The following is a 21,077-nucleotide window of genomic DNA, read 5'->3' on the forward strand; positions in this document are numbered from 1 at the left end:
GCCGCACCACCGCCGGCAGGAGTCGTTCGCGCCGTGGCGGGTAGATGCCGAGCGACGCTGACGGAGAGGGGAACGGGATGTCGCAGCCGGACGAGAGTCGGGAGAAGACCCCGAAAACCGACGCGGTGCTCATGCACCCGGACAACGACCCACACAGGAACACCGCGGAGGTCGCGCCGCGCAAGGACCACGCGAAGATCCAGGTGGAGCGCGACGGCGAGCTGGTGCCGTTGGACCAGGACGAGTGAGCGGCCCGACCCGGCTCAGCGGGGCGGCAGCTCGCCGGCGAAACGGGCGATCCGCCGCGCCAACGGGGTGCTCGCGCGGACCCAGGTGAAGTGGTCCAGAGCCGCGCCGGCCTGCGCCACCGTGTAGCGCTCCCGGGTGAGTGGGGCCGCGACGAGCTTTCCGCAGAGGGCGTCCATCGTCTCGTGCGGGGTGTACTGGTCGTCGTCCACGCTGACCGCCAGCGTCGGTGTGCGCACCGCGCGTACCGCAGCCTCGGTGTCCGTGCCGTTCAGCCGGGGAAAACGGCCGGTGCGCGCGGTGTGGGCCCAGTCGCGGATCACGCCGCGCGCCTGCCGGCCGCCGAAACCCCAGCCCGGCCAGACCCGCAGCAGGGCCGCGGTGGCGGCGATCGCCTGGGTGTACGGCAGGACGCCGAGGCCGCGCAGGCCCGGGTAGCTTCGCCAGTACGGGATGCCGACCGCGATCAGTGCCAACGCGTCCACCTCGTCGTCGCCGTGCAGGGCGAGGTGCAGCAGCGCGGCCTGACCGCCGAGCGAGTGCCCCAGCAACAGCCGGTTACGCCCGTCCAGCCGTGGCTTGAGGGCGGCCAGAACGGCGCCGACGTCGTCGGCCAACTCGGCGTAACCGTAGCGGTCGGCCCGGCTCGGCGTCGGAGTGCTCGCCCCGTTTCCGCGCAGGTCGGCGACGGCCACGGCCAGCCCGGCGGCGCGTAGCGTGGCCGCGAAGGGGCGGTAGTAGCGGGCCCGCACACCCATCGCGGGCCAGATCACGACCACCGGCGCACCTGTGGTGTCGGGCGGTTCGGGGTAGACCTGCACACCCAACCGGCCGCCGTCGACGTCGACGAACTCCTGCGCGTACTCCGGATCTTGATCCACCGGCCCAGCCTACGGCCCCAGTGTTACCGGCGGGTAGCCGACGGTGGGCGGACGCGACGGAGGGCCCCGCCGCGGCGGGGCCCTCCGGTTGGCGACGCGGTCAGGAGACCGAGATCGTCCCGTTGCCGGCGCGGACGCAGGCGACCGAGCGGGCGCTGGTGGTGGCGGCTCCACTCAGGCACTGACCGAGCACCTGGTGACCCGTGGCGTTCGGGTGCCAGGACTCCTGGCAGGTCTGGAAGTAGCTGACGCAGGTGTTGGCGATCCGCTGGATGTCGAGCTTGTCCTTGCCGGACAGGCTGGTGACGAAGGTGCCGCTCGCGCCGTCCTGCAGCCGGATCGGCGTGGCCAGCGAGCCCGTCGGGCTGCTGGTCTGCTCGCACAGCCGGGCGCCGTTGAAGGCCTGCTGCACGTTCAGGTAGACCAGTTCGTCGGCGGGGAACTCGGCCGCGAGGGTGTCCCTGGCGGACTTCACGATGGTGCCCAGGCCCTGCGAGAACCGGTGTCCGGGCGCCAGGCTGGCCCGGTGGATCGGGCAACCCGCCGCGTACCGCTCGGCACCCAGGTCACGGAACTTGTCCCGGGTGTCGTCGCGACTGTCCTCCTCGTGGAACTGCGGGTTCAGGTCCAGCGGCAGCGGGTTCGTGTAGTCCTGGAACACCACCCGGTGCTGTCCGTCCGCGTCGATCTGGTCCAGGGTGGTCAGGACCTGGCGTACGGCGGCGGTGGTCTCCGCGGTCGCGGCGCTGAGCTGTGCCGCGGTGGCCAGGTCGGCGTCGCTGCACGGCTTCTGCTCCACCGGCCCGCCGAGGTACGCCCAGAACTCCCACCAGCCGGTCCAGGCGTCGGCGATGAACCGGTTGGCGCACTTCTCGGCGACGCTGCCGAAGGTGAACGAGCTGTTGTTGGAGCCCAGGCCGACCAGCACCAGGTCGATGTCCTGGGTCTGCGCGACGGCGCGGAGCTGGTCCAGCTGCGCGGCCACGGTCCGGCCGTTGGCCCGCGCCTGCGAGGCGTTGGCGATGTCGTGCGGCTGGCCGCCGGAGCAGGCCAGGTTGAACCGGTTCTGGATGCCCGGCAGGTTGGCCTGGTGCAGCGAGGCGTTCGCCGAACGGTGGCAGAAGAACGCGTTGTTGTTCGCCGCGGTCCAACCGGGGAAGCCCTGGGCGACGCCGTTGACGTCGACCACCGGGGTGTACGCCCCGGCGCCCTCACCGCTGATGAAGCTGTCGCCGAGGGCCACCGCGGCGGTGGGCAGCGCGGCGGACGCGGGTGCGGGCAGCGCGACGGCGGTCGACAGCGCGGCCATGGCGATCGTTAGTCCCGCGGCGAGCGCGGTACGCCGGAACCTGGGCATGGGGCCCCCATCCATCGAAAGATGAAAGATTCTCTGAGAGCGCGATCAGATCACCCCTGTGCGACGGGCGTCAATGGCCCGTAACAGATTCGTTCGATGAAAGACATCTGGCACACTCCGGTCGCTTTCCGGAGGCGTGCGCCCAACCGACCGTGATCGCGCTTTCGCAGCGTGCTCCGGTGCTCACTGGCCGACTGTTCGCTGGCTCACGTCCGGTGGCTGCCGCGCGGCGGGTCGCGTAGGTCCTCCGGGAGTTGTCCTAGCCTCGGGCTAGGCTCGCTGCGGCGCGCCACGCCGGCTGATGTCGCCGGTGACCGGCAGCACACCGCCGAGACCGGGGAGTACGACCAGTTGACCGCAGAGCCTGACACCCTGTACGGGGCCGACGACCTCACCCACCTTGAGGGGCTGGACGCTGTCCGCAAGCGGCCCGGCATGTATATCGGCTCCACCGACAGCCGTGGCGTGGGTCACCTCGTCAACGAGATCCTCGACAACTCCACCGACGAGGGTGTCGCCGGTCACGCCGGTCACGTCGAGGTGATCCTGCACGCCGACGGCTCGGTGCAGGTCGACGACGACGGCCGGGGCATCCCCACCGACGTGCACGCCAAATCCGGCATCTCCGGCGTCGAGCTGGTGCTGACCCGGCTGCACGCGGGCGGCAAGTTCGGCGGCTCCGGCTACAAGACCTCCGGCGGCCTGCACGGTGTCGGCGCCTCGGCGGTCAACGCGCTGTCCCGCCGCTTCGACGTGACAGTCCGCCGGGCCGGCAAGATCCACACGATGTCGTTCCGGCACGGCGTCCCGGGCATCTTCGACGGGGCCGGGCCGGACGCGCCCTTCACCGCCGGCCCCGGGCTCCAGGTCACCGGCGCGATGAAGCGCGGCCAACGCACCGGCACCTCGATCCGCTGGTGGCACGACGCCCGCTACTTCGAGACCGGCGCCGCCCTCGACGTGGACGCCGTCCGCACCAAGCTGCGCAACACCGCCTTCCTGGTCCCCGGCGTGACCTACCTGCTGCGTGACCTGACCGGCGAGGCGCCCGCCGAGGAGCGGTTCCACTACCCCAACGGGCTCAGCGACATGGTGGAGTTTCTCGCACCGGCCGGCGACCGGCCCGTCTCCGGCACCCTGCTGGTCAACGGCGAGGGGACCTACCGGGAGAACGCCGCCGACGCCAACGGCGTCATGCAGTCCAACGTGCAGCGGCGCGCCGAGGTCGAGGTGGCGTTCCGGTGGGGCACCGGCTACGAACGCACAGTCGAGTGCTTCACCAACACCATCCGCAACGCACACGGCGGCACCCACCGCAAGGGCTTCGAGCGGGCCCTCGTCCGCGCCCTCGCCGACGCGGTCCGCAACACCCGCGGCCTGCTCAAGGCCAAGGAGGAGCCGCCCACCCTGGACGACGTCCTGGAGGGGATGACCGCAGTGGTGCACGTGCGCATCCCCGAGCCCCAGTTCACCTCGCAGACCAAGGACGAGCTGTCCACCCCGGGGATCACCAAGGTGCTCCAGGGCCTGGTCGACGCGCACGTGAAGGCCTGGCTGGAGGACCGGCGCACCAAGGCCGAGGCCCGCACGGTCCTGCAGAAGATCGTCGACGCGGCCCGGGTGCGGCTCACCCAGAAGCAACAGAAGGACGCCGCCCGGCGCAAGACCGCCCTGGAGGGCGCGTCCATGCCGCCGAAGCTCGTCGACTGCCGGGCCACCGGCATCGACCGCAGCGAGCTGTTCATCGTGGAGGGCGACAGCGCCCTCGGCACGAGCCGCATGGCCCGTTCCTCGGAATACCAGGCGCTGCTGCCGATCCGCGGCAAGATCCTCAACGTGCAGAAGGCCAACCTCCAGCAGGTTCTGGACAATGCCGAGTGCGCCGCGATCGTGCAGGTCCTCGGTGCCGGCTCGGGGCGCACCTTCGACCTGTCCGCGCTGCGCTACGGCCGTGTGCTGATCATGGCCGACGCCGACGTGGACGGCGCCCACATCCGGACGCTGCTGATCACCCTCTTCGCCCGGTACATGCGCCCGCTGATCGAGGCCGGCCGGCTCTACGCCGCGATGCCACCCCTGCACAAGATCACCACCAGAGGGCGGAACCCGCAGACCACCTACACCTACACCCAGGCCGAGATGGAGACGACGGTCCGCAAGCTGGAGAAGGCCGGCAAGCAGATCGTCACACCCATCCCACGCTTCAAGGGTCTCGGTGAGATGGACGCCGACGAGTTGTGGGACACCACGATGAACCCGGCCACCCGCGCCGTCCGCCGGATCACCCTCGACGACGTCGACGCCGCCGAACGCATCCTCGAACTGCTGATGGGCGAGAAGGTCGAGCCGCGCCGCAACTGGCTCATCGACTCCGCCGACCGCGTCGACCGGGATGCGATCGACGCATGAGCGAGCGACAGCGAGCGAGTTTCCGATGCCGCGCCCGTTCCGTTCCGATGGAGAGCTGAGTCATGGCACGCCGTAAGGAAAACAAGGTCGACCTCTCCTCGTTCGACCAGGCCGGCGCGCGGGTCTTCGACAACCCGCTGGTCACCGAGGTGTCCGACTCCTACCTGGAGTACGCGTTCTCGGTCATCCACTCCCGCGCCCTGCCCGACGCACGTGACGGCCTCAAGCCCGTGCACCGGCGCATCCTCTGGTCGATGTACGAGCAGGGCTACCGCCCGGATCGCGGCCACGTGAAGTCTGCCCGAATTGTCGGGGACTGCTTCGTCGCCGGCACGCTCGTCTCGACACCCGCTGGCCTTCGGGCTATCGAGGAGATCGAGGTCGGTGACCTCGTTTTGGACGGTGCTGGCGCACCGGTGCCGGTGACCGCTGTCTATCAGAATCCCGTGTCCGACCTCGTGCGTGTCACCTGGAGCAACGGGCACACGATGCTCGTCACCCCGGGCCAGCGCTTCCGCGTGGTCGCCGATGACCTTTCGGTCAAGTGGGTGGAGGCTCGGGAACTGCCGGGGCAATTGGCGCTGGCGTACGGCAGCCGCCGCAATGTGGCGTCAACGCCGACGGGTGACGTCTACGACTATGTGCGGGGGCTTTTGGTAGCCGAGGGCTTCCCTGTGCACCGATCGCGCGCGGCGGACGGTCGGGTCCGGATCCACATGTGTGACGTCGAGCCGCTGGACGTCGCCCATGGTTGGGCCATCGCCAGTGGGCTGAACGTTTCCCGAGGGAAGCGTGAGGCCCAGAACCCGCTGCATCGCGACCAGCACATCCTCACCTTCAGCCGACACGACGGGCTGCTCGAGGCCACGCGGCCGCTCAGCCGCGACAAGTATGTGCCAGGCGACATCATTCGCGACCGATCGGCCTGGGTGCCATTTCTTGCCGGCTTCTTCGATGGAGACGGTTACATTCGTAAGCGTTTTCGGGAGATTGTCTTCGTCAGCACCAGCGACGTGCTGGTGCGGCAGATTTACGCCATGCTTGCCGACCTGGGGCTACACGGGCACCACTGGACCAGCGGTCGTGGCTCGCAGGAGCACCCTCTTCATGGCCTGTCGGTGAGCGGCCGAGACGCCTCGGATCTCGCCCGTCTGCTGCTGCCGTGGGTGCGGATCGCTTACAAGCACAACGACTTGCAACGGATCGCCGAGATCGACTACAAGTACAGCGGCAAGCAGGGCAACGACCGGCTGCCGTACGCCCCGGTCATCGCGGAGTTCACGGCGGCGCACCAGGGCGGCGGGTGGTTCCGGGGCCGGGACGGGCAGGCATTCCGGGACTCGCTCTCGGCGAGCGGTGGCCCGAAGGTGCGGTATGGCAAGGACCGCAATGGCGTAGCGCTCGCTGACCGATCTTTCCAATTGGAGCGTGCGGTACGAGACGGCTGGATCCGCAAACTCCACCGCATCGGCTCACCGCTCGCTGCTCGGCTGGACGCGTTGGTTGGTGGATCCTTCCTACGGGTCACCTCGGTGGAGCCGGTATCGCCCGACGTCACCTATGATATTCAGGTCGGCAGCGACGAGCACGCCTTCGTTGCCGAGGGCTACGTCGTCCACAACTGCATGGGTAAGTACCATCCGCACGGTGATACGGCCATTTATGACGCGATGGTCCGGCTCGCGCAGGACTTCTCGCTCAACGTGCCACTCATCGACGGGCATGGAAACTTTGGGTCCCCGGACGATGGCCCGGCCGCCTCGCGTTACACGGAAGCACGAATGTCCCGGGAAGCCATGCTGCTCGTCGGTGAGCTGGGTGAGGACACCGTCGACGTCGAGCCCAACTACGACGGGTCGCTGACCCAGCCGACAGTGCTGCCGGCGGCCTTTCCCAACCTGCTGGTCAACGGCGCGTCCGGGATCGCGGTCGGGATGGCAACCAACATGATCCCGCACAACCTGGCGGAGGTCGTCTCGGCGGCCCGCTGGCTGATCAACCACCCGGACGCCACTCTGGACAAACTCATGGAGTTCGTCCCCGGCCCCGACCTGCCCACCGGTGGGGTGCTGCTCGGCCTGGATGAGGTGCGCCGGGCGTACGAGACCGGGCGCGGCGTGGTGCGGATGCGCGGCAAGGTGGAGATCGGCCCGATCGAGGGCAGCCGGGGTCGCCAGGCGATCACAGTGGTCGAGCTGCCCTACGGCGTCGGCGCGGAGAAGGTCATCGCGGCGATCACCAACGAGGTCACCAAGACCAAGCGGCTCACCGGCATCGCCGACGTCAAGGACCTCACCGATCGAGAGAGCGGCACCCGGCTCGTCGTCGAGTGCAAGGTGGGGGTCAACCCGCAGGCGCTGCTCGCCGACCTCTACCGGCTGACCCCGCTGGAGCAGTCGTTCGGCGTCAACAACCTGGTCCTGGACGGCGGGCAGCCGCGCACGCTGGGCCTCAAGGCACTGCTGGAGGTGTTCCTGGCGCACCGGTACGAGGTGGTCACCCGGCGTACCTCGTACCGTCGGCGCAAGCGCCAGGAACGGCTGCACCTGGTCGACGGTCTGCTGATCGCGCTGCTGGACATCGACGAGGTGGTCCGGCTGATCCGGGGCAGCGACGACGCGCAGGCCGCGAAGGACGGGCTGATGAGCCGGTTCGGCCTCTCCGACATCCAGGCCACCTACATCCTGGACACTCCGCTGCGCCGGTTGACCAAGTTCGACCGGATCGAGCTGGAGGCCGAGCAGGAGCGGCTGCGCGCCGAGATCGCCGAGCTGAGCAAGATCCTCGACGACGAGCGGGTGCTCAAGAAGCTGGTCTCCGACGAGTTGGCGGCGGTGGTCAAGCAGTTCGGCACCGAACGGCGCACGACGCTTGTCGACGGTGACCTCAAGGAGGTGCTGGCGGCGTCGATGCCGGCCGGTCCGCTGGAGGTTGCCGACGACCCGTGCCAGGTGATCCTGTCCGCGACCGGGCTGGTCGCCCGGACCGCGGCCGAGTCGGAGGAGAGCTCCGAGGGGCGCCGACGCAACGGCCGGGTCAAGCACGACACGGTACGCGCGATCGTGCACTCCACCGCCCGTGGTCGGGTGCTGCTGCTGACCAGTGCCGGTCGGGCCTTCAAGGTCGACGTGCTGCCGCTGCCGGTGTTGCCCGAGCAGGCCGGCACGGTGTCGCTGCGCGGTGGCATGTCCGCGGCCGAGCTGGTGCCGTTGGCGGCGGGGGAGACAGTCGTCGGTCTTGCCCCGTTGGGTGGGCAGGCGGAGGGCTCGCCCGGTCTGGCGTTGGGCACCCGGCAGGGTGTGGTGAAGATCTGCGCGCCGGAGTGGCCGGTGCGCTCCGACGAGTTCGAGGTGATCGGCCTTCGGGACGGTGACGAGGTGGTCGGTGCGACCTGGTTGACCGACGGCACCGAATCGCTGACGTTCGTCACCTCGGAGGCGTCGCTGTTGCGCTTCCCCGCCGGGCTGGTCCGTCCGCAGGGCCTCAAGGGCGGCGGGATGGCCGGCATCAACCTGCCGGAGGGGGCGCGGGTGGCGTTCTTCGGCGCGGTCCGCACCGACGACCCGGGGCATGGTGAGCCGATGGTGGTCACCTCCACCGGGGCGACGGTGAAGGTGACGCCGTTCAGGGCGTACCCCGCGAAGGGCCGGGCGACCGGCGGCGTGCGGGCGCACCGCTTCCTCAAGGGTGAGACGGACGTGGTCGTCGCCTGGGTGGGTCCGCGCCCGGTCGGCGCGACCGGCACCGGCGACCCGGTGGAGCTGCCCACGGCGGATCCGCGCCGCGACGGCTCCGGTTTCGCGGTGATGCTCGGCCCAACGGTGGTGGGCCACGTGATCGAACGCGACTGACCCCACCGTCCCCGGGTTGTCGCGTGCGCCGCCGGAGATCGTGCTCGATCCTGGAAGTAGTGGCATCACCGACGCGGTGATGCCACTCGATCCTGGATCGAGCACGATCATGCGGAGTGGGGTGTCCGCCAGCGCGGTATGGTGGGGTCCTCTGTTGTCGGTGAGGGTCCGGGTGCACCGCGAAGCACCCCTCAACATGATCTGTTCTCTGTCCGGCGGAGTCGCCGGCGCGGCGTGAGCGCCGCCATCCGGGTCCGGCCGAGGCGTGAGCTACGCGCCGCCCGCCGTCCCCGGCCACACCGCTGTTGGGGTCACCTGATCGCCGCGCCACTCTGGCCGCTGCACGGCGCGAACCTGGGCACCCTGCTGCGGACGTGCGACGCGGTCGGTGCCTGCCTCGCCGTACCCCCGTTCCGCTGGGTGGACGAGGCCGTGGCCCGGGGCAACACGTTGCGCCGGCCGGGCTGCGTCCACCGGGTCGGCAGTCCGTTGCGCTGGCTGGCCGCCGAACGGGCCGCCGGCACCCGGGTCCTCGGGGTGGAGTTGGCCGACGAGGCCGTCCGGCTCGGTGATCTGCCCGCCGCTCGGGGCCGCACCGTGGTGCTGTTGGGCCACGAGGCGACCGGCATCCCACCCGAGGCGCTCGACCAGTTGGACGAGGCGGTGGAGATTCCCATGGTCGGCCACGGCCAGAGCCTGAACGTCGCGGTAGCCGGCTCCCTGGTCCTCTACAAACTCGCCGGCCTCCTCTAGGAGGGCGTCCGGTCGCCGCTGGACCAATGGCGACCAGGCCGGAAAACCGCAAGGTAGGTCCGGACAACCGGTCCCGTCGCGTCCGGACCTACCTTGCGAGTCGCTGGTCACCGCATGCGGGGTCAGCAGGTGCGGGAGTTGTAGGCGGCCCAGTAGGGGCCGCTGCCCAGAGGCGGGTAGAACCGGTAGTTCCCGTCGGGCGAGCGCTGCAGGACGAACTGGTGGGAGCCGTACGGGCTCCTGGAACCCGTCGCGCCGTGGTACACCACGTACAGCCACCCGTTCTGGTTGTCGTGCTGCACCAGCTTGTCGCCGGCCTTCGTCCAGCTGTTCCGGCCCGCGGAGCCATCCGCTGTGAGGCCCTTGTCGCGCTGGAAGTTCTTCGTCGCGGCATCGGTCTGGTCGCCGAAGACGCCGTCGATGCCGGACGAGGGCAGGTAGCCATTCGCCCAGAGGATGGTCTGCCAGAGACAGGCGACGTTCGAGTTGCGGTGCGTGGTGACGTTGGTGACGCCTTCGTCATCGAAGTCGTCGGACACCCCGCCGGTGCCGTGGACGTACGCCCTGCCCGTGTAGGAGCCGCTGGCCGCAGCCGGCGTGGCGACGGTGACGTTGATGCCGATGGCCAATGCCGCGCCGATGGCGGGCAGCGCAACTCTCTTGAGGACGTTTCGGGTGGAGCGGTGTGACGACATGCGTCTCCTCTGGTCGGGAATGATGTGGGGGCAACGGTGCTGGGGCGTCGTGCCAGCCGGGTCAGGCCGGCACGACGAGGCGAGGTGGCCTCGCGCCAGGTGTGGATATACGGTCCCGTTTCGCCCCGCGTCATCGTCGTGCAACCAGGCCTGGCGATTGGTGCTCCTGGATGGGGCGGTGAGGACGGTAGAACCGTCCTCACCGCTCCGGATCCCCCCTTCGAGAAGGTACGGTGGGGCCGGTACAACCGCCGCACAACTCACGTATAGATCATCTACTCGCCCTTGTCCGGGTGACGTACGCATGGCGGCACATGGCAGCGCCCACAGGTGAGGTGCCTGGTTGCGTTTCGAACTCCTTGGCCCGTTCCGGGTGTACCACGACGGCCGGTTGGTTCCACTGGGCTCGGTGAAGCAGCGTCTCCTGCTGGCGGCCCTGCTGCTGCGCCCCAACGAGGTCGTCGGCACCAACGAGTTGGCCGCGATGGTGTGGGGCGACGAAGAGCCGGCGTCGGCCGCCGCGAATCTGCGCACCTATGTGCGCGGGTTGCGGCGATCGCTGGGCGGCGGGGCGACCTGGGATGGGATAACCGCCGCGGCCGGCGGCTACCTGCTGCGGGTGGGCCCGGGCGAACGGGACCTGGACCTGTTCGACGCCGCGGCGGCGCGGGGCCGCGAGGCGCTCGCGGCCTCCGATCTGGATCGGGCCGAGGCCGAACTCTCCGCCGCGGTGCGCCTGTGGCGTGGTGCGCCGCTGTCCGACCTGCCGCTGCGCTCGACGCTGGCTCGACGGGTGGCGCAGTTGGAGGAGCGTCGGCTGCTCGTCGAGGAGGACTACGCCGAGGCGGTGCTGGCCCTCGGCGCGTCGGCCGACGTCGTGCACCGGTTGCGCGGTCTGCTCGACCGGCACCCGCTGCGGCAGCGGGCGTGGGGCCAGCTGATGGTGGGCCTGTACCGCATCGGAGACGTGGCCGGCGCACTTGATGCTTTCCGGCAGGCCCGACAGACGCTGGCGGAGGAGACGGGCCTCGATCCCGCACCCGAGCTCGTCACGCTGTACGACGACATCCTGCATCACCGCCCGGGACTGACGGCGCCGGACCGGCCGGCACCGGACACGGCAGTGGGGCCGCTCATCCAGCGCCCCGAGCAACTGCCGCGTGCGGTGCCGGAGTTCGTCGGCCGCAGCGTCGAGTTGGCGGGCCTCGACGCGCTTCTGCACGGCGGAGCTGAGGGGCCGACGAACGTGGCCATCTCTGTGGTGTCCGGCATGGCCGGAGTCGGCAAGACGGCCCTGGCGTTGCACTGGGCGCACCGAGTTGCCGACCGCTTCCCGGACGGCCAGCTCTATGTGAACCTTCGCGGCTACGACGAAGCCGGCGTGGTGTCCCCGCCCGACGCACTGTCCGGCTTCCTCGAAGCGCTCGGCGTGCCCCACGCCCGGATACCCTCCGGCCTGGAGGCCCGGACCGGTCTCTACCGCAGCCTGCTGGCCTCCCGGCGGATGCTCCTGGTGCTCGACAACGCTCGCGACTCCGCCCAGGTGCGCGCCCTGCTGCCCGGTGCTGGCCGGTGCATGGTCGTGGTCACCAGCCGTGACCGCCTCGGCGGCCTGATCGCCGCCGAGTGTGCCACGCCGTTGACTCTGGACGTGCTCACGGCCGAGGAGTCGAGAAGTCTGCTCGCCAGACGTCTCGGAGTCAGCCGGCTCGCCTCCGAGTCGGTGGCGGTGGCCGACATCATCGAGGCCGCAGGCCGGCTCCCGCTGGCACTGTCCATAGTGGCGGCACGCGTCGCGACCCATCCCACGTTCCCGCTCAGCGCGATCGCCGCCGAACTGCACTCGGCCGAGGCGAGGCTGGACGCGTTGGGCGACGGCGACGTCCGGCGCGTCTTCTCGTGGTCGTTCCTGGCCCTGGGTGCGGACGCGGCCCGGCTGTTCACCCTGCTGGGGCTGCATCCGGGCCCCGACCTGACCACCGCCGCGGCCTCGGCGCTCGCCGGTGTGTCGGGTGCGGCCGTTACGCCGATCCTGCGGGAACTGACCCGGCTGCATCTGCTGGCGGAGCACGCGCCCGGCCGGTTCGCCTTCCACGATCTCCTGCGCGCCTATGCGGCCGAGCTCGCACAGTCGTCGGAGCGCGGAGACGAGCACGTCGCAGCCCGACAGCGCCTGTACGACCACTACCTGCACGCCGCCTATCCGGCCGCCCGGCTACTCCAACCGCAGTGGCCCCCCATCGAGCCGGTGCCGCCGCTGCCCGTACCCGCCAGGCGGCCGGTCACCGATCACGACGGCGCCCTCGCCTGGTTCACGGCGGAGCATCGGGTGTTGGTCCGGGTGGTCCGACAGGCCGCTGAGAACGGCTTCGAGACGTACGCCTGGCAGATCGCGTGGGCGCTGACCACCTTCGTCGCGCCCCGCGGCCTCTGGCAGGACCAGCTCGCCATCCAAGAGGTCGCGCTGGGCGCCGCGGAGAAGATCGACGACCTCGCCGGTCAGGCCGTCGCCAACCGGCTGGTCTCCCGCGCGCTGACCCGACTGGGCGACCGCACCCTGGCCGAGTACCGGCTCAAGCGCGCGCTTGAGCTGCACGAACGTCTCGGCGACCCGATCGGCCAGGCCCAGACGTTGCACAACTACTGCGAACTCTGTTACCTGGACGGCCGGCTCGACGAGGCGCTCGCACACGGTCGCGAGGCGCTGCGGCTCTATCGGCTGGTCGGCAATCACGCTGGGGAAGCTCGGACGCTCAACGCGATCGGTTGGCTGCTCGCCACCACCGGCGATTATGTGCAGGCCATCGCCAGCTGCACCGAGGCCCTCGACCAGCAACGACGGACCGACGACCGCAACGGTCAGGCCGCGACGCTCGACAGCCTCGGCTTCGCCTACGACCGCCTCGGTGAACGGGACCGCGCGGCCGACTGCTACGAGCAGGCGATCGAACTCTTCCGCGACTCCGCGGACCGGTATCACGAGGCGGAGACCCTCATCCGACTCGGGGACACCCGGGAAGGGATGGGCGACCGGAACGCTGCCGCTGCCGCCTGGCGGCTGGCCGCGCGGATCTACGAGGACGTGGGCGACCCCGCAGCCGAGGAGGTCCGCCGCCGCCTCGAACGTCTGGTTTCGTCCTAGGGTCTGTGTCAGGCGACGTTGTGCGGGCGGAACTGGACGCTCACCCGGGGGCCGACCGGGCGGGTGGTTTTCGGGATGGCGTGCTCCCAGGTGCGTTGGCAGGAGCCGCCCATCACGATCAGGTCGCCGTGGCCCACCGGGAAGCGCAGGCTGTCGCCGCCACCACGAGGGCGCAGCAGCAGGGGTCGGGGCGCGCCGAAGGAGACGATCGCGACGATGGTGTCGGCGTGTGCGGAGCGGCCGATGGTGTCGCCGTGCCAGGCGACGCTGTCCCGGCCGGACCGGTAGAGGCACATGCCGGCGGTGACGAAGGGCTCGCCCAGCTCGGGTGCGTAGTGCCGGGTCAGCGCGGCCCGGGCCTCGGTGAGCACCGGGTGGGGCAGTTGCCGGTCGCCGTCATACCAGCAGAGCAGGCGGGGCACGTCGACCTCGGTGTCAAACATGGTGCGCCGCTCGGCCCGCCAGGGGACCTCGGTGAGCAGGGTGTCGAGGACGGCGTCGGAGCCGTGCACCCAGCCGGGAAGGTGGTCGACCCAGGCGCCCCGGCTGAGCTGGTGCCGGCGGAGCAGACCGGGCAGGGGCCCCAGGGCCGGCCCGGCGTCGGCCAGGTCGAGCATCGACGGCTGGTAGGCGGCCTGCGTCATACGGCCACCCTAGCAGCACTTTCGTACACCCGTGCTAGGGGTGGAGCGCGTCGGCCCGCTGCGGTCAGCGCGTGACGGCGGCGGCGCGCACGGCGTCGAACACCGCGTCCACGACCCGGGCCCGGCCCTGCCCGTCGACTGTCGACCAGGCCTGCGCGGCGAGCGTCGCGCGCCGCTGCGGTGAGCTGAGCAGCCCGTGCAGGGTCCGCGCCGCCGTCGCGCGGGCGGCTCGTCCGGCGATGCCGCCGGCGGTCAGCTCCGGCAGCTCGCCGAGACCGGCGGCCAGGCCGTGGCGCACCACCCGGGTGTACGACTCGCGTTGGTTGTCCACCACGCAGACCAGTGCGCTGGGTGCCCCGAGGCAGCAGAGTTCCCAGGTGGACGTGCCGGCGGCGCTGACCACCAGGTCCGCTTCGGTGATCAGGGTCGGTAGCGAGGTGGTGGGCGGGATCGGCCGGATGATCTGCCCACGGCCGGGGGCGATGTCCTCGACCTCCGCCTCCAGCTCGGGTCGGCCGACGATGACCGTGAGATCCATCGGATGGCCGGTGGCGACCAGCACCCGGGTCAGCACCGGTGCCGCGCCGACCGCGTCGGTGCCGCCGAAGAAGGCCAGCACCCGGGGGCGGCTCACCGTCGTGGCGGGCGGGGCGACCGGTGGCCGGGCGCCGATCACGGAGTCGCGCAGCAGGGCGTACCGGCTTCCGGCGAGCAGCCGGCCCGGCAGCCCAGCCCGGGCCCCGACATCCCGGCCCGGCAGTTCCGCCCCGGCCCCGACATCCCGGTCCGGCAGTTCCGCGCCGGGACCCAGGGGTGTCAGCTCCGCGCCGAAGTTCTGGTCGAGATAGAGGTCCGCGGCCTGGCCCCGGCTGTCCCCGTCGATGATGGCGAGGGTGAACACGCCGGCGGCGCGCAGGGCGTCCGCCCCGGCCGGGTCCAGCTCGTAGGAGTCGAGGACCATGACGTCCAGCTCGTGGCGGTGGGCTGCCTCGACCAGTTCGGCCGGCGTTTCCGGGCCCGGGTGCAGGGGGATGCCTCGTGCGGCCAGCTCCGTGGTGGCCCAGGCGAGCCGTTCGACGGTGCCGAACACGGCGACGTGGGCGCCGCGGGCGAGGAACTCCTCGGCGAGCGCGAGGCAGCGCACGAGGTGACCCACGCCACGCCGGCGCCCGGCGTCGCAGCGCAGCCCGACCCGCGGTGTACTCAGGACTCCTCCAGCTGTTTCTGCCGTACGTCGGCGTTGAGGCCGCGCAGTCGCGGCTGCCCGTGCAGCCAGTCGGCGAGTTTGGCGAGCGGCACGCTGACGTCCCCGAAGTGGTCGACGACCGCGCTGACCAGCGCCCAGTCCTGCTCGGTGTCGAGGGTGAGCCGCAGGTCGGACCGGTCCGGGGTGAGCGTCACACCCAGCACCCGGAACAGCTCCGGATGGGTGTACGCGTACGAGGTCACGTGCACCCGGTGGTGGTCGGTGGCGAGCTGGCCCAGGGTACGCAGCGTCTCCGCTCGGATGATCTCGACGTCCAGTCCGCGGGGCAGGGTGCGGGCGATCGACGTGCTCGCGTAGTCCAGCCCGGGGACCGCCCGGTACACCGCCGCGACCAGGGTGATGATCTCCGGGTCGAGCAGCGGGCAGTCGGCGGTGAACCGCATGACCGCGTCCCCCGGGTGCGCCGCGAGGGCGCCCACGAAGCGATCCAGGACGTCGTCGACCGGCCCGCGGTGGCACGGCACGCCCAGCCGGGCGCACTCGGCCACCACGGCGTCGTCGGCGGTGTCCGTGCTGGTCGCGACGACGAGGTCGGCCAGGACACCGCTGTCGCGGGCGGCGCGCACCACCCGGCCCAGCACGGACCGCCCGGCGAGCGGGCGGAGCACCTTGCCGGGCAGCCGCGACGATCCCATCCGGGCCTGCACGATGCCGACGATCCGCGGCCCCGCATCGTCCGGAGGGGCCGCGCCGGGCGTCGGGGTCAGCCCGGGTGCCGGTACGCCGGTCACTGCTGCTCCTCCTCCTTCGGGGCGAGCACGGCGGTGGCTCGGCGCTTGGCGGCGCGGGCACCCCGTTTGGCCAGTCGGGCCGGGGTGATGGCGAGCCGGCCCACCCGGTAGCTGAGTGATCCGCTGAGCAGGCCGATCGTCGTCTCGGCCCGGCGCAGCGCCCGTTCCCGGGAGGTGAGCAGCTCCTCGGTCCAGGCGGTCAGTGCCGCCAGCCGGGTGAGTTCCTCGCGTTGGCGCAGCCACGCCTCGCGCAGTTGTTGGTAGCTGCGTGCACCTACCGGCGGGTCGGTCGGTGCGACGGCGTGCAGCTCGGTGGCGAGGTGGATCCTGCCGTCGGGGTCCAGCCCGTGCAGGGCGGCGGCGATGGCCGCCTCGGCCTCCACCGCCTCGGCGACCGTCGCGCGGTCCAGGTCGTGGCCGGCGAGGCCGCCGAGCACCACGGTGAGGCCGGCCACGTCGAGGGTGGACGACCACGGGTGGGCGTACCCGCCGGTGAGCAGGCCCGCCGCGAAGCGCCACAGGCCGCGGGCCAGCACCACGTCGGCGGGCAGGGCGTCGGTGGCGCGCCAGCTCGGGTCGAGCACCGCGTACCGCTCGCCGTCGACGACCAGGTTGTCGGTGCCGGCCAGCGCCGCCGCGCCACCGATCCGACCGTCGGTGTCGGCCTGGTCGGCGAGCCAGCCCGCGTACCCGTGCAGGAGCGTGCGCAGGCCGGCCAGGTCGCGGCGCAGGGCCGCGTCGAGCAGCAGGGTACGCAGCAGCCGGCCGGACGGCACCGGCCCGGTCAGCGCGTCCGCGTCCCGGTACGCGGCCTCGCGGCTGGCGAACGGTGCGGCGGCCGGCTGGTTCGTGCCGGCGGTGGCGGTGAGCCCCCAGCGCCAACCCGACGGGCCGTGTCGCACCTCCAGCACGCCGATCCCGGGTCGTCCGGTCTGCACCAGCACCACCGGCAGATCCCGGTCGACGGCCGGTGCGGGGGGAGTCGCCGGGTCGGCGGGCCGGTGGGCGAGCACCAGCCAGCCCGGTGCGAGGTCGGCGGCGCGGCCGGCGTGCAGCGCGTCCACCGCCAGTCGGGCCGGGTCCTGGAGCACGGTGTCGCCGGTGAAACCGCCGGCGCAGGCGCCGTGCAGCACCGCGTCGAAGAGGCCGGAGCCGGCGTCGGAGTCGAGGTGGTCGGCGTCGAGCAGCGCCGTCGGGGTGCCGGCGTCGGGGTACGCGGCCCAGCACGTTCCCGGCCGCAGCCCCGCCGCGGTGAGCCGCTCGCGGAGCTGGTCCCGGTTGGCCGGGTGGGTCCGGTCGAGGACACCGCCGATCGTCCACGCGGAATCCTCCCGGCCGGCGTACCAGGGGGTGGTGGCGACGAGTCGGTGCAGGCCGAGTGGGTTGTCCACGCGCAGCAGCAGCGTGCCGCCGGGTCGCAGGGCGGCGACCAGTCGCGCCAGCACGCCGTCCCACCCGAGGCGGGTGCCCTCCACCGACTCCACCGGGTCCAGCCCGGCGGCGGCGATCACCACGTCGTACGTCTCGTCGTCGGGCAACCCGGCCGGGCCGCCCACCACCAGGTGTGCGGCGCGCTGGGCGAGCGCGACCGCGTCCGGGTGGCTGCGCAGCAGACCTGTCACCTCGGCGTGGCCGAGCTGGTCGAGCAGGGCCGGGTCGTGTGGGCCGGCCACCAGCACCCGGGCGCCGGGCGGCACGAGCCGGGCGGCCAGCGCGGCGATCGGCCCACCGTCGGCCAACCGCTTCTGCGGCAGGTCGGACCAGGCCAGCATCTCGCCGCCGGGCAGGGTGATCCGGCCGGCGGGTGCCGTCGCAGAGGCTGTCGGGGAACCCCGCAGCGGCTGCGACGGGCCCAGCCGACGACCGGCGGCGTTGGGGGGGGGGGGGGGGGGGCAAACCCCCCGGGCCCCCCCCCCCCCCGCCGCCTTGCCGGATCGCCGCCTGGACTCCGCCTCGCTCGCCCCGGGGTTCCCTGACAGCCTCTCAGTCGTCACGGTGGTCCTCTTCCTCCTGGAGGTTCGCCCAACCGAGCAGCTCCCGCAGCTCTGCCGGCGTGCAGCGGTGGTCGGTGCCGAGCTCGGCGCGGGCGATCTCGACAGCGGTGGGCACGTCGACCTCGGGGCCGTGCAGCTGCGGCCACTGCCGCCGGATGCGAGCCGTGCCGCCGAAGGTGGGGTCCTCGTTGGACAGGATCATCGGGTCGCCGTAGACCGCCGGTTCGCAGCCGGCCGCGATGCCGTAGAAGATCGCACTGGTCAGCCGGTTGGATGCTACCCGGCGGTGTCGACGCAGCTCGGTCAACTGCTTGTCGAGGAACTCCGGGTCGGTGTCCTTCCACCAGTGTCCCCGGTAGCCGTGGCAGATCACCCGGAAACCGGCGCGCTCGTAGAGCCGGCGGACGCTGCGCATCCGGTACTCGTGCCAGTAGAGGCAGACGGTGACCGGGCCGGGTTCGGTGTCCTGGATCAGGGCGATCAACTTCCGGTGGTCGCCCTTGACGTGCTGGCCCTCCCACCCGTGGAACGGGTACCAGATGGTGCCCTCCCGTTCCTCGTCCGGCGGTTGCTCGGGGCGCAGGGCCAGCAGGTAGCTGAACGGGGCGCCGATGACGACCACGTTGCGCCGCCCCACCGACCAGGCCCGCCGACGGGTCTGTTCGGACCAGAGCAGGCTCGGGGCGCGCTCGGCGTACGGGTGACCGGGTGCCAGGCCGTCGCCGATGTTCCAGCCGTGCTGCACGTACCCGTTGATCCGCGGCGGGTGCCGGTCACCGAGACCGGCGTAGCGGGCCAGCACGTGCGCGTGGCCGTAGAAGTGGTTGGCGTGGTGCATCAGGTTCCCATCAGGCGGCGGAACGCACCGAGCCGACCCGCAGGGCCGCGGTCAGCGCGTCGATGACGCGATCCTGCTCGGCGTCGCCGAGCCCCGGGTAGAGCGGCAGGGACAGCTGCTGGGAGTAGAACGACTCGGCCACCGGGCAGGACCCGCGCCGGTAGCCGAGGTCGGCGAAGGCCGGGTGCCAGTGCACCGGGAGGTAGTTGACCTGGACGCCGATGCCGGCGGCGCGCATCCGGTCGTACACCTCGCGGCGACGCCCGTCGAGCACCCGGATCGGGTAGAGGTGCCAGGCCGGGTCCGCCCAGGACCGGCGGGTCGGCCGGAGTACGCCGTCCAGGTCGGCCAGTGCCTCGTCGTAGCGGGCGACCAGGGCGGCGCGTCGGGCCTTGAACTCGCCGAGCCGGCGCAGTTGGCTGCGGCCCAGGGCGCAGAGCACGTCCGGCAGGCGGTAGTTCAGCCCGAACTCGTGCACCTCCTGGTGCCAGCCGCCCTCGTCGGCGAAGCGCAGCTCGTCGCGGTCGCGGACCACCCCGACGCCGCGGAAGCGGCGGGCCCGCCGCAGGATCCACGGGTCCAGCGCGGCGACGGCGCCGCCCTCGGCGGTGGTCAGGTTCTTGGTGGGGAAGAACGAGAACGTGGTCAGGTCGGCGAGCGAGCCGACCGGCCGACCGTGGTACGTCCCACCGATCGAGTGCGCCGCGTCGGCGAGCAGCAACGCCTCGCTGCCCGCGACCGACCCGCGTAGCGCGTCGTAGTCGGCGGGGTGGCCGGCGTAGTCGACAGCGGCGACGACCTTCGTCCGCGAGGTGACGGCGGCGGCCGCCGCGGCCGGGTCGAGGCAGAACGTCTCGTCGTCGACGTCGGCGAACACGATCTTCGCGCCGAGGGCGACCGCGCTGCTGGCGGTCGCCACGAACGTCATCGGCGGGACGACCACCTCGTCGCCCGGTCCCACCCCGGCGGCCGCGTACGCCACGTGCAGCGCGGCGGTGCCGTTGGAGACGGCGGCGACACCGACCCCGCCGGCCCAGGCCGCGAGGTCGGCCTCGAAGGCGTCGACCTGCGGACCGGTGGTGAGCCAGTCGCCGCGCAGCACGCCGGCGACGGCGGCGATGTCGTCCTCGGTGATGGAGTGCCGGCCGTACGGGAGCATCCCCGTCATGCGGTGAGGCCGAGCATGTCGCGCAGCTGCTCGACGGTGAGCCACTCGTCGTTGGTGTCCGACTGGTAGGCGAAGCCGTCCGGCACCGGGTCGCAGTCGACCGGCGGCTGGTAGCCCCAGGTGGCGATCGTCGGCTGGACGATGAACCGGCCGTCGGCGCGCAGCGTCCGCCGGCTGTCGTCGGGGGCGATCATCTCCTCGTGCAGCTTCTCGCCCGGCCGGATCCCGATCTCGTGGGTGGTGGCGTCCGGGGCCACGGCCTCGACCAGGTCGAGGATGCGCATGCTCGGGATGCGCGGCACGAACAACTCGCCACCCTGCATCTGGTCGAACGAGTCCATGACGAACTGCACGGCCTGGTCGAGCGTGATCCAGAAGCGGGTCATCCGCTTGTCGGTGATCGGCAGGCTCTTGCCCTCGGCGGCCAGCCGGCGGAACAGCGGGACGACCGAGCCGCGGCTGCCCACCACGTTGCCGTAGCGCACGACGGAGAACCGGGTGGGGTGCTGGGCGGCGTAGTGGTTGGCCGAGACGAACAGCTTGTCGCCGACCAGCTTGGTCGCGCCGTACAGGTTGATGGGGCTGGACGCCTTGTCGGTGGAGAGCGCGATGACCTTCTTGACGCCGGCCTCGATCGCGGCGTCGACGACGTGCTGCGAGCCGGTGATGTTGGTGGCGATGTACTCCGAGGGGTTGTACTCCGCGGTGTCCACCTGCTTGAGCGCGGCGGCGTGCACCACGTGGTCCACGCCGTGCATCGCCCGGGTGAGGCGGTGCCGGTCCCGGATGTCGCCGATGAACCAGCGCAGCCGCGGGTCGTCACCGAGCTGCTGGCGCAGCTCGTACTGCTTGAGCTCGTCGCGGGAGAACACCACCACACGGGCGGGGTCGGCCTCGGTGAGGATGTGCCGGAGGAAGGTCCTGCCGAAGGAACCCGTTCCCCCGGTGATCAGAATGGACGATCCATTCAACTCACTCAATGTGGTGCTCCCGTGTTCGTGGATGAACGGGCGGCCCTCGGCCGGCCGACCGGGGTGAGACGCTAGCCATGGCGGGTTAACTCCCCGACGCTCGCGGGTTAACCGCGCCCGGTGCTCCCGT

At 71.6% G+C, this 21,077-nt stretch carries 15 protein-coding genes and 2 pseudogenes; 7 read left to right on the plus strand and 10 right to left on the minus strand.

Annotated elements, in window-relative coordinates; genetic code table 11:
• The first annotated feature begins 77 nt into the window (after positions 1 to 77).
• Positions 78 to 248, plus strand: a complete 171-nt coding sequence (locus ACGFIQ_RS31510) for a hypothetical protein (protein ID WP_393249171.1) — start codon at positions 78 to 80, stop codon at positions 246 to 248.
• 15 nt (positions 249 to 263) lie between these two features.
• On the opposite strand, the gene ACGFIQ_RS31515 is transcribed toward ACGFIQ_RS31510, so the two are convergent.
• Positions 264 to 1,127 (minus strand): alpha/beta fold hydrolase, encoded by an 864-nt coding sequence (locus ACGFIQ_RS31515; RefSeq protein ID WP_393249173.1) that lies wholly within the window; start codon positions 1,125 to 1,127, stop codon positions 264 to 266.
• 100 nt (positions 1,128 to 1,227) lie between these two features.
• Positions 1,228 to 2,484, minus strand: coding sequence for a hypothetical protein (locus ACGFIQ_RS31520; RefSeq protein ID WP_393249175.1), 1,257 nt, complete (start codon positions 2,482 to 2,484; stop codon positions 1,228 to 1,230).
• A gap of 351 nt (positions 2,485 to 2,835) precedes the next feature.
• On the opposite strand from ACGFIQ_RS31520, the gene ACGFIQ_RS31525 reads away from it, so the two are divergent.
• From ACGFIQ_RS31525 to ACGFIQ_RS31545, 5 genes and pseudogenes are all read left to right on the plus strand, one after another.
• Positions 2,836 to 4,893, plus strand: coding sequence for a type IIA DNA topoisomerase subunit B (locus ACGFIQ_RS31525; RefSeq protein WP_393249177.1), 2,058 nt, complete (start codon positions 2,836 to 2,838; stop codon positions 4,891 to 4,893).
• Positions 4,894 to 4,955: 62 nt separating this feature from the next.
• Positions 4,956 to 5,210: pseudogene (locus ACGFIQ_RS31530) on the plus strand (DNA gyrase subunit A); the annotation flags it as partial.
• Positions 5,184 to 6,014, plus strand: a pseudogene (locus ACGFIQ_RS31535) (LAGLIDADG family homing endonuclease); the annotation flags it as partial. The pseudogenes ACGFIQ_RS31530 and ACGFIQ_RS31535, both read left to right, overlap by 27 nt.
• Before the next feature lie 411 nt (positions 6,015 to 6,425).
• A complete protein-coding gene (locus tag ACGFIQ_RS31540; RefSeq protein WP_393249211.1) occupies positions 6,426 to 8,744 on the plus strand; it encodes a DNA topoisomerase (ATP-hydrolyzing) in 2,319 nt (772 codons plus the stop codon).
• Between the two features lie 234 nt (positions 8,745 to 8,978).
• Positions 8,979 to 9,497: a TrmH family RNA methyltransferase gene (locus ACGFIQ_RS31545; RefSeq protein WP_393249179.1), complete on the plus strand. Its 519-nt coding sequence runs from the start codon at positions 8,979 to 8,981 to the stop codon at positions 9,495 to 9,497.
• 122 nt (positions 9,498 to 9,619) lie between these two features.
• Here ACGFIQ_RS31545 and ACGFIQ_RS31550 read toward each other — a convergent pair whose 3' ends face one another.
• Positions 9,620 to 10,192, minus strand: a complete 573-nt coding sequence (locus ACGFIQ_RS31550; RefSeq protein WP_393249181.1) for a peptidoglycan-binding protein — start codon at positions 10,190 to 10,192, stop codon at positions 9,620 to 9,622.
• 343 nt (positions 10,193 to 10,535) lie between these two features.
• Between ACGFIQ_RS31550 and ACGFIQ_RS31555 the strand changes: the two genes are divergently transcribed.
• Entirely contained in the window at positions 10,536 to 13,334 is a 2,799-nt protein-coding gene (locus ACGFIQ_RS31555; RefSeq protein ID WP_393249183.1) for a BTAD domain-containing putative transcriptional regulator, read from the plus strand.
• 8 nt (positions 13,335 to 13,342) lie between these two features.
• Here the strand turns inward: ACGFIQ_RS31555 and ACGFIQ_RS31560 are convergent, their stop codons facing one another.
• From ACGFIQ_RS31560 to pseB, 7 genes are all read right to left on the minus strand, one after another.
• Positions 13,343 to 13,978 carry an alpha-ketoglutarate-dependent dioxygenase AlkB gene (locus ACGFIQ_RS31560; RefSeq protein ID WP_393249185.1) on the minus strand — a complete coding sequence of 212 codons (636 nt, stop codon included), beginning with the start codon at positions 13,976 to 13,978 and terminating at the stop codon, positions 13,343 to 13,345.
• Positions 13,979 to 14,042: 64 nt separating this feature from the next.
• Positions 14,043 to 15,185: a PseG/SpsG family protein gene (locus ACGFIQ_RS31565; protein ID WP_393249213.1), complete on the minus strand. Its 1,143-nt coding sequence runs from the start codon at positions 15,183 to 15,185 to the stop codon at positions 14,043 to 14,045.
• Positions 15,182 to 15,904, minus strand: coding sequence for a cytidylyltransferase domain-containing protein (locus ACGFIQ_RS31570; protein ID WP_393249215.1), 723 nt, complete (start codon positions 15,902 to 15,904; stop codon positions 15,182 to 15,184). Before ACGFIQ_RS31570 ends, ACGFIQ_RS31565 begins: the two co-directional genes overlap by 4 nt.
• 68 nt (positions 15,905 to 15,972) lie before the next feature.
• The gene (locus ACGFIQ_RS31575; RefSeq protein WP_393249187.1) at positions 15,973 to 17,748 is read right to left on the minus strand and encodes a class I SAM-dependent methyltransferase; all 1,776 of its coding nucleotides are present in this window, start codon (positions 17,746 to 17,748) and stop codon (positions 15,973 to 15,975) included.
• Positions 17,749 to 17,959: 211 nt separating this feature from the next.
• The gene (locus ACGFIQ_RS31580; protein WP_393249189.1) at positions 17,960 to 18,808 is read right to left on the minus strand and encodes a hypothetical protein; all 849 of its coding nucleotides are present in this window, start codon (positions 18,806 to 18,808) and stop codon (positions 17,960 to 17,962) included.
• A 10-nt stretch (positions 18,809 to 18,818) separates the two neighbouring features.
• Positions 18,819 to 19,976, minus strand: a complete 1,158-nt coding sequence (locus tag ACGFIQ_RS31585) for a DegT/DnrJ/EryC1/StrS family aminotransferase (RefSeq protein ID WP_393249191.1) — start codon at positions 19,974 to 19,976, stop codon at positions 18,819 to 18,821.
• Entirely contained in the window at positions 19,973 to 20,956 is a 984-nt protein-coding gene (pseB, locus tag ACGFIQ_RS31590; protein WP_357245863.1) for a UDP-N-acetylglucosamine 4,6-dehydratase (inverting), read from the minus strand. Before pseB ends, ACGFIQ_RS31585 begins: the two co-directional genes overlap by 4 nt.
• Positions 20,957 to 21,077 lie beyond the last annotated feature (121 nt).

This window comes from Micromonospora sp. NPDC048898 (assembly GCF_043198035.1).
GTDB lineage: Bacteria > Actinomycetota > Actinomycetes > Mycobacteriales > Micromonosporaceae > Micromonospora.

Bases quoted from the DNA above. Each gene is read 5' to 3' on its own strand.
- ACGFIQ_RS31580 (WP_393249189.1), bottom strand. From the start codon at position 18,808: ATGCACCACGCCAACCACTTCTACGGCCACGCGCACGTGCTGGCCCGC.
- ACGFIQ_RS31575 (WP_393249187.1), bottom strand. From the start codon at position 17,748: ATGCTGGCCTGGTCCGACCTGCCGCAGAAGCGGTTGGCCGACGGTGGG.
- ACGFIQ_RS31550 (WP_393249181.1), bottom strand. From the start codon at position 10,192: ATGTCGTCACACCGCTCCACCCGAAACGTCCTCAAGAGAGTTGCGCTG.
- ACGFIQ_RS31510 (WP_393249171.1), top strand. From the start codon at position 78: ATGTCGCAGCCGGACGAGAGTCGGGAGAAGACCCCGAAAACCGACGCG.
- ACGFIQ_RS31520 (WP_393249175.1), bottom strand. From the start codon at position 2,484: ATGCCCAGGTTCCGGCGTACCGCGCTCGCCGCGGGACTAACGATCGCC.
- ACGFIQ_RS31560 (WP_393249185.1), bottom strand. From the start codon at position 13,978: ATGACGCAGGCCGCCTACCAGCCGTCGATGCTCGACCTGGCCGACGCC.
- ACGFIQ_RS31585 (WP_393249191.1), bottom strand. From the start codon at position 19,976: ATGACGGGGATGCTCCCGTACGGCCGGCACTCCATCACCGAGGACGAC.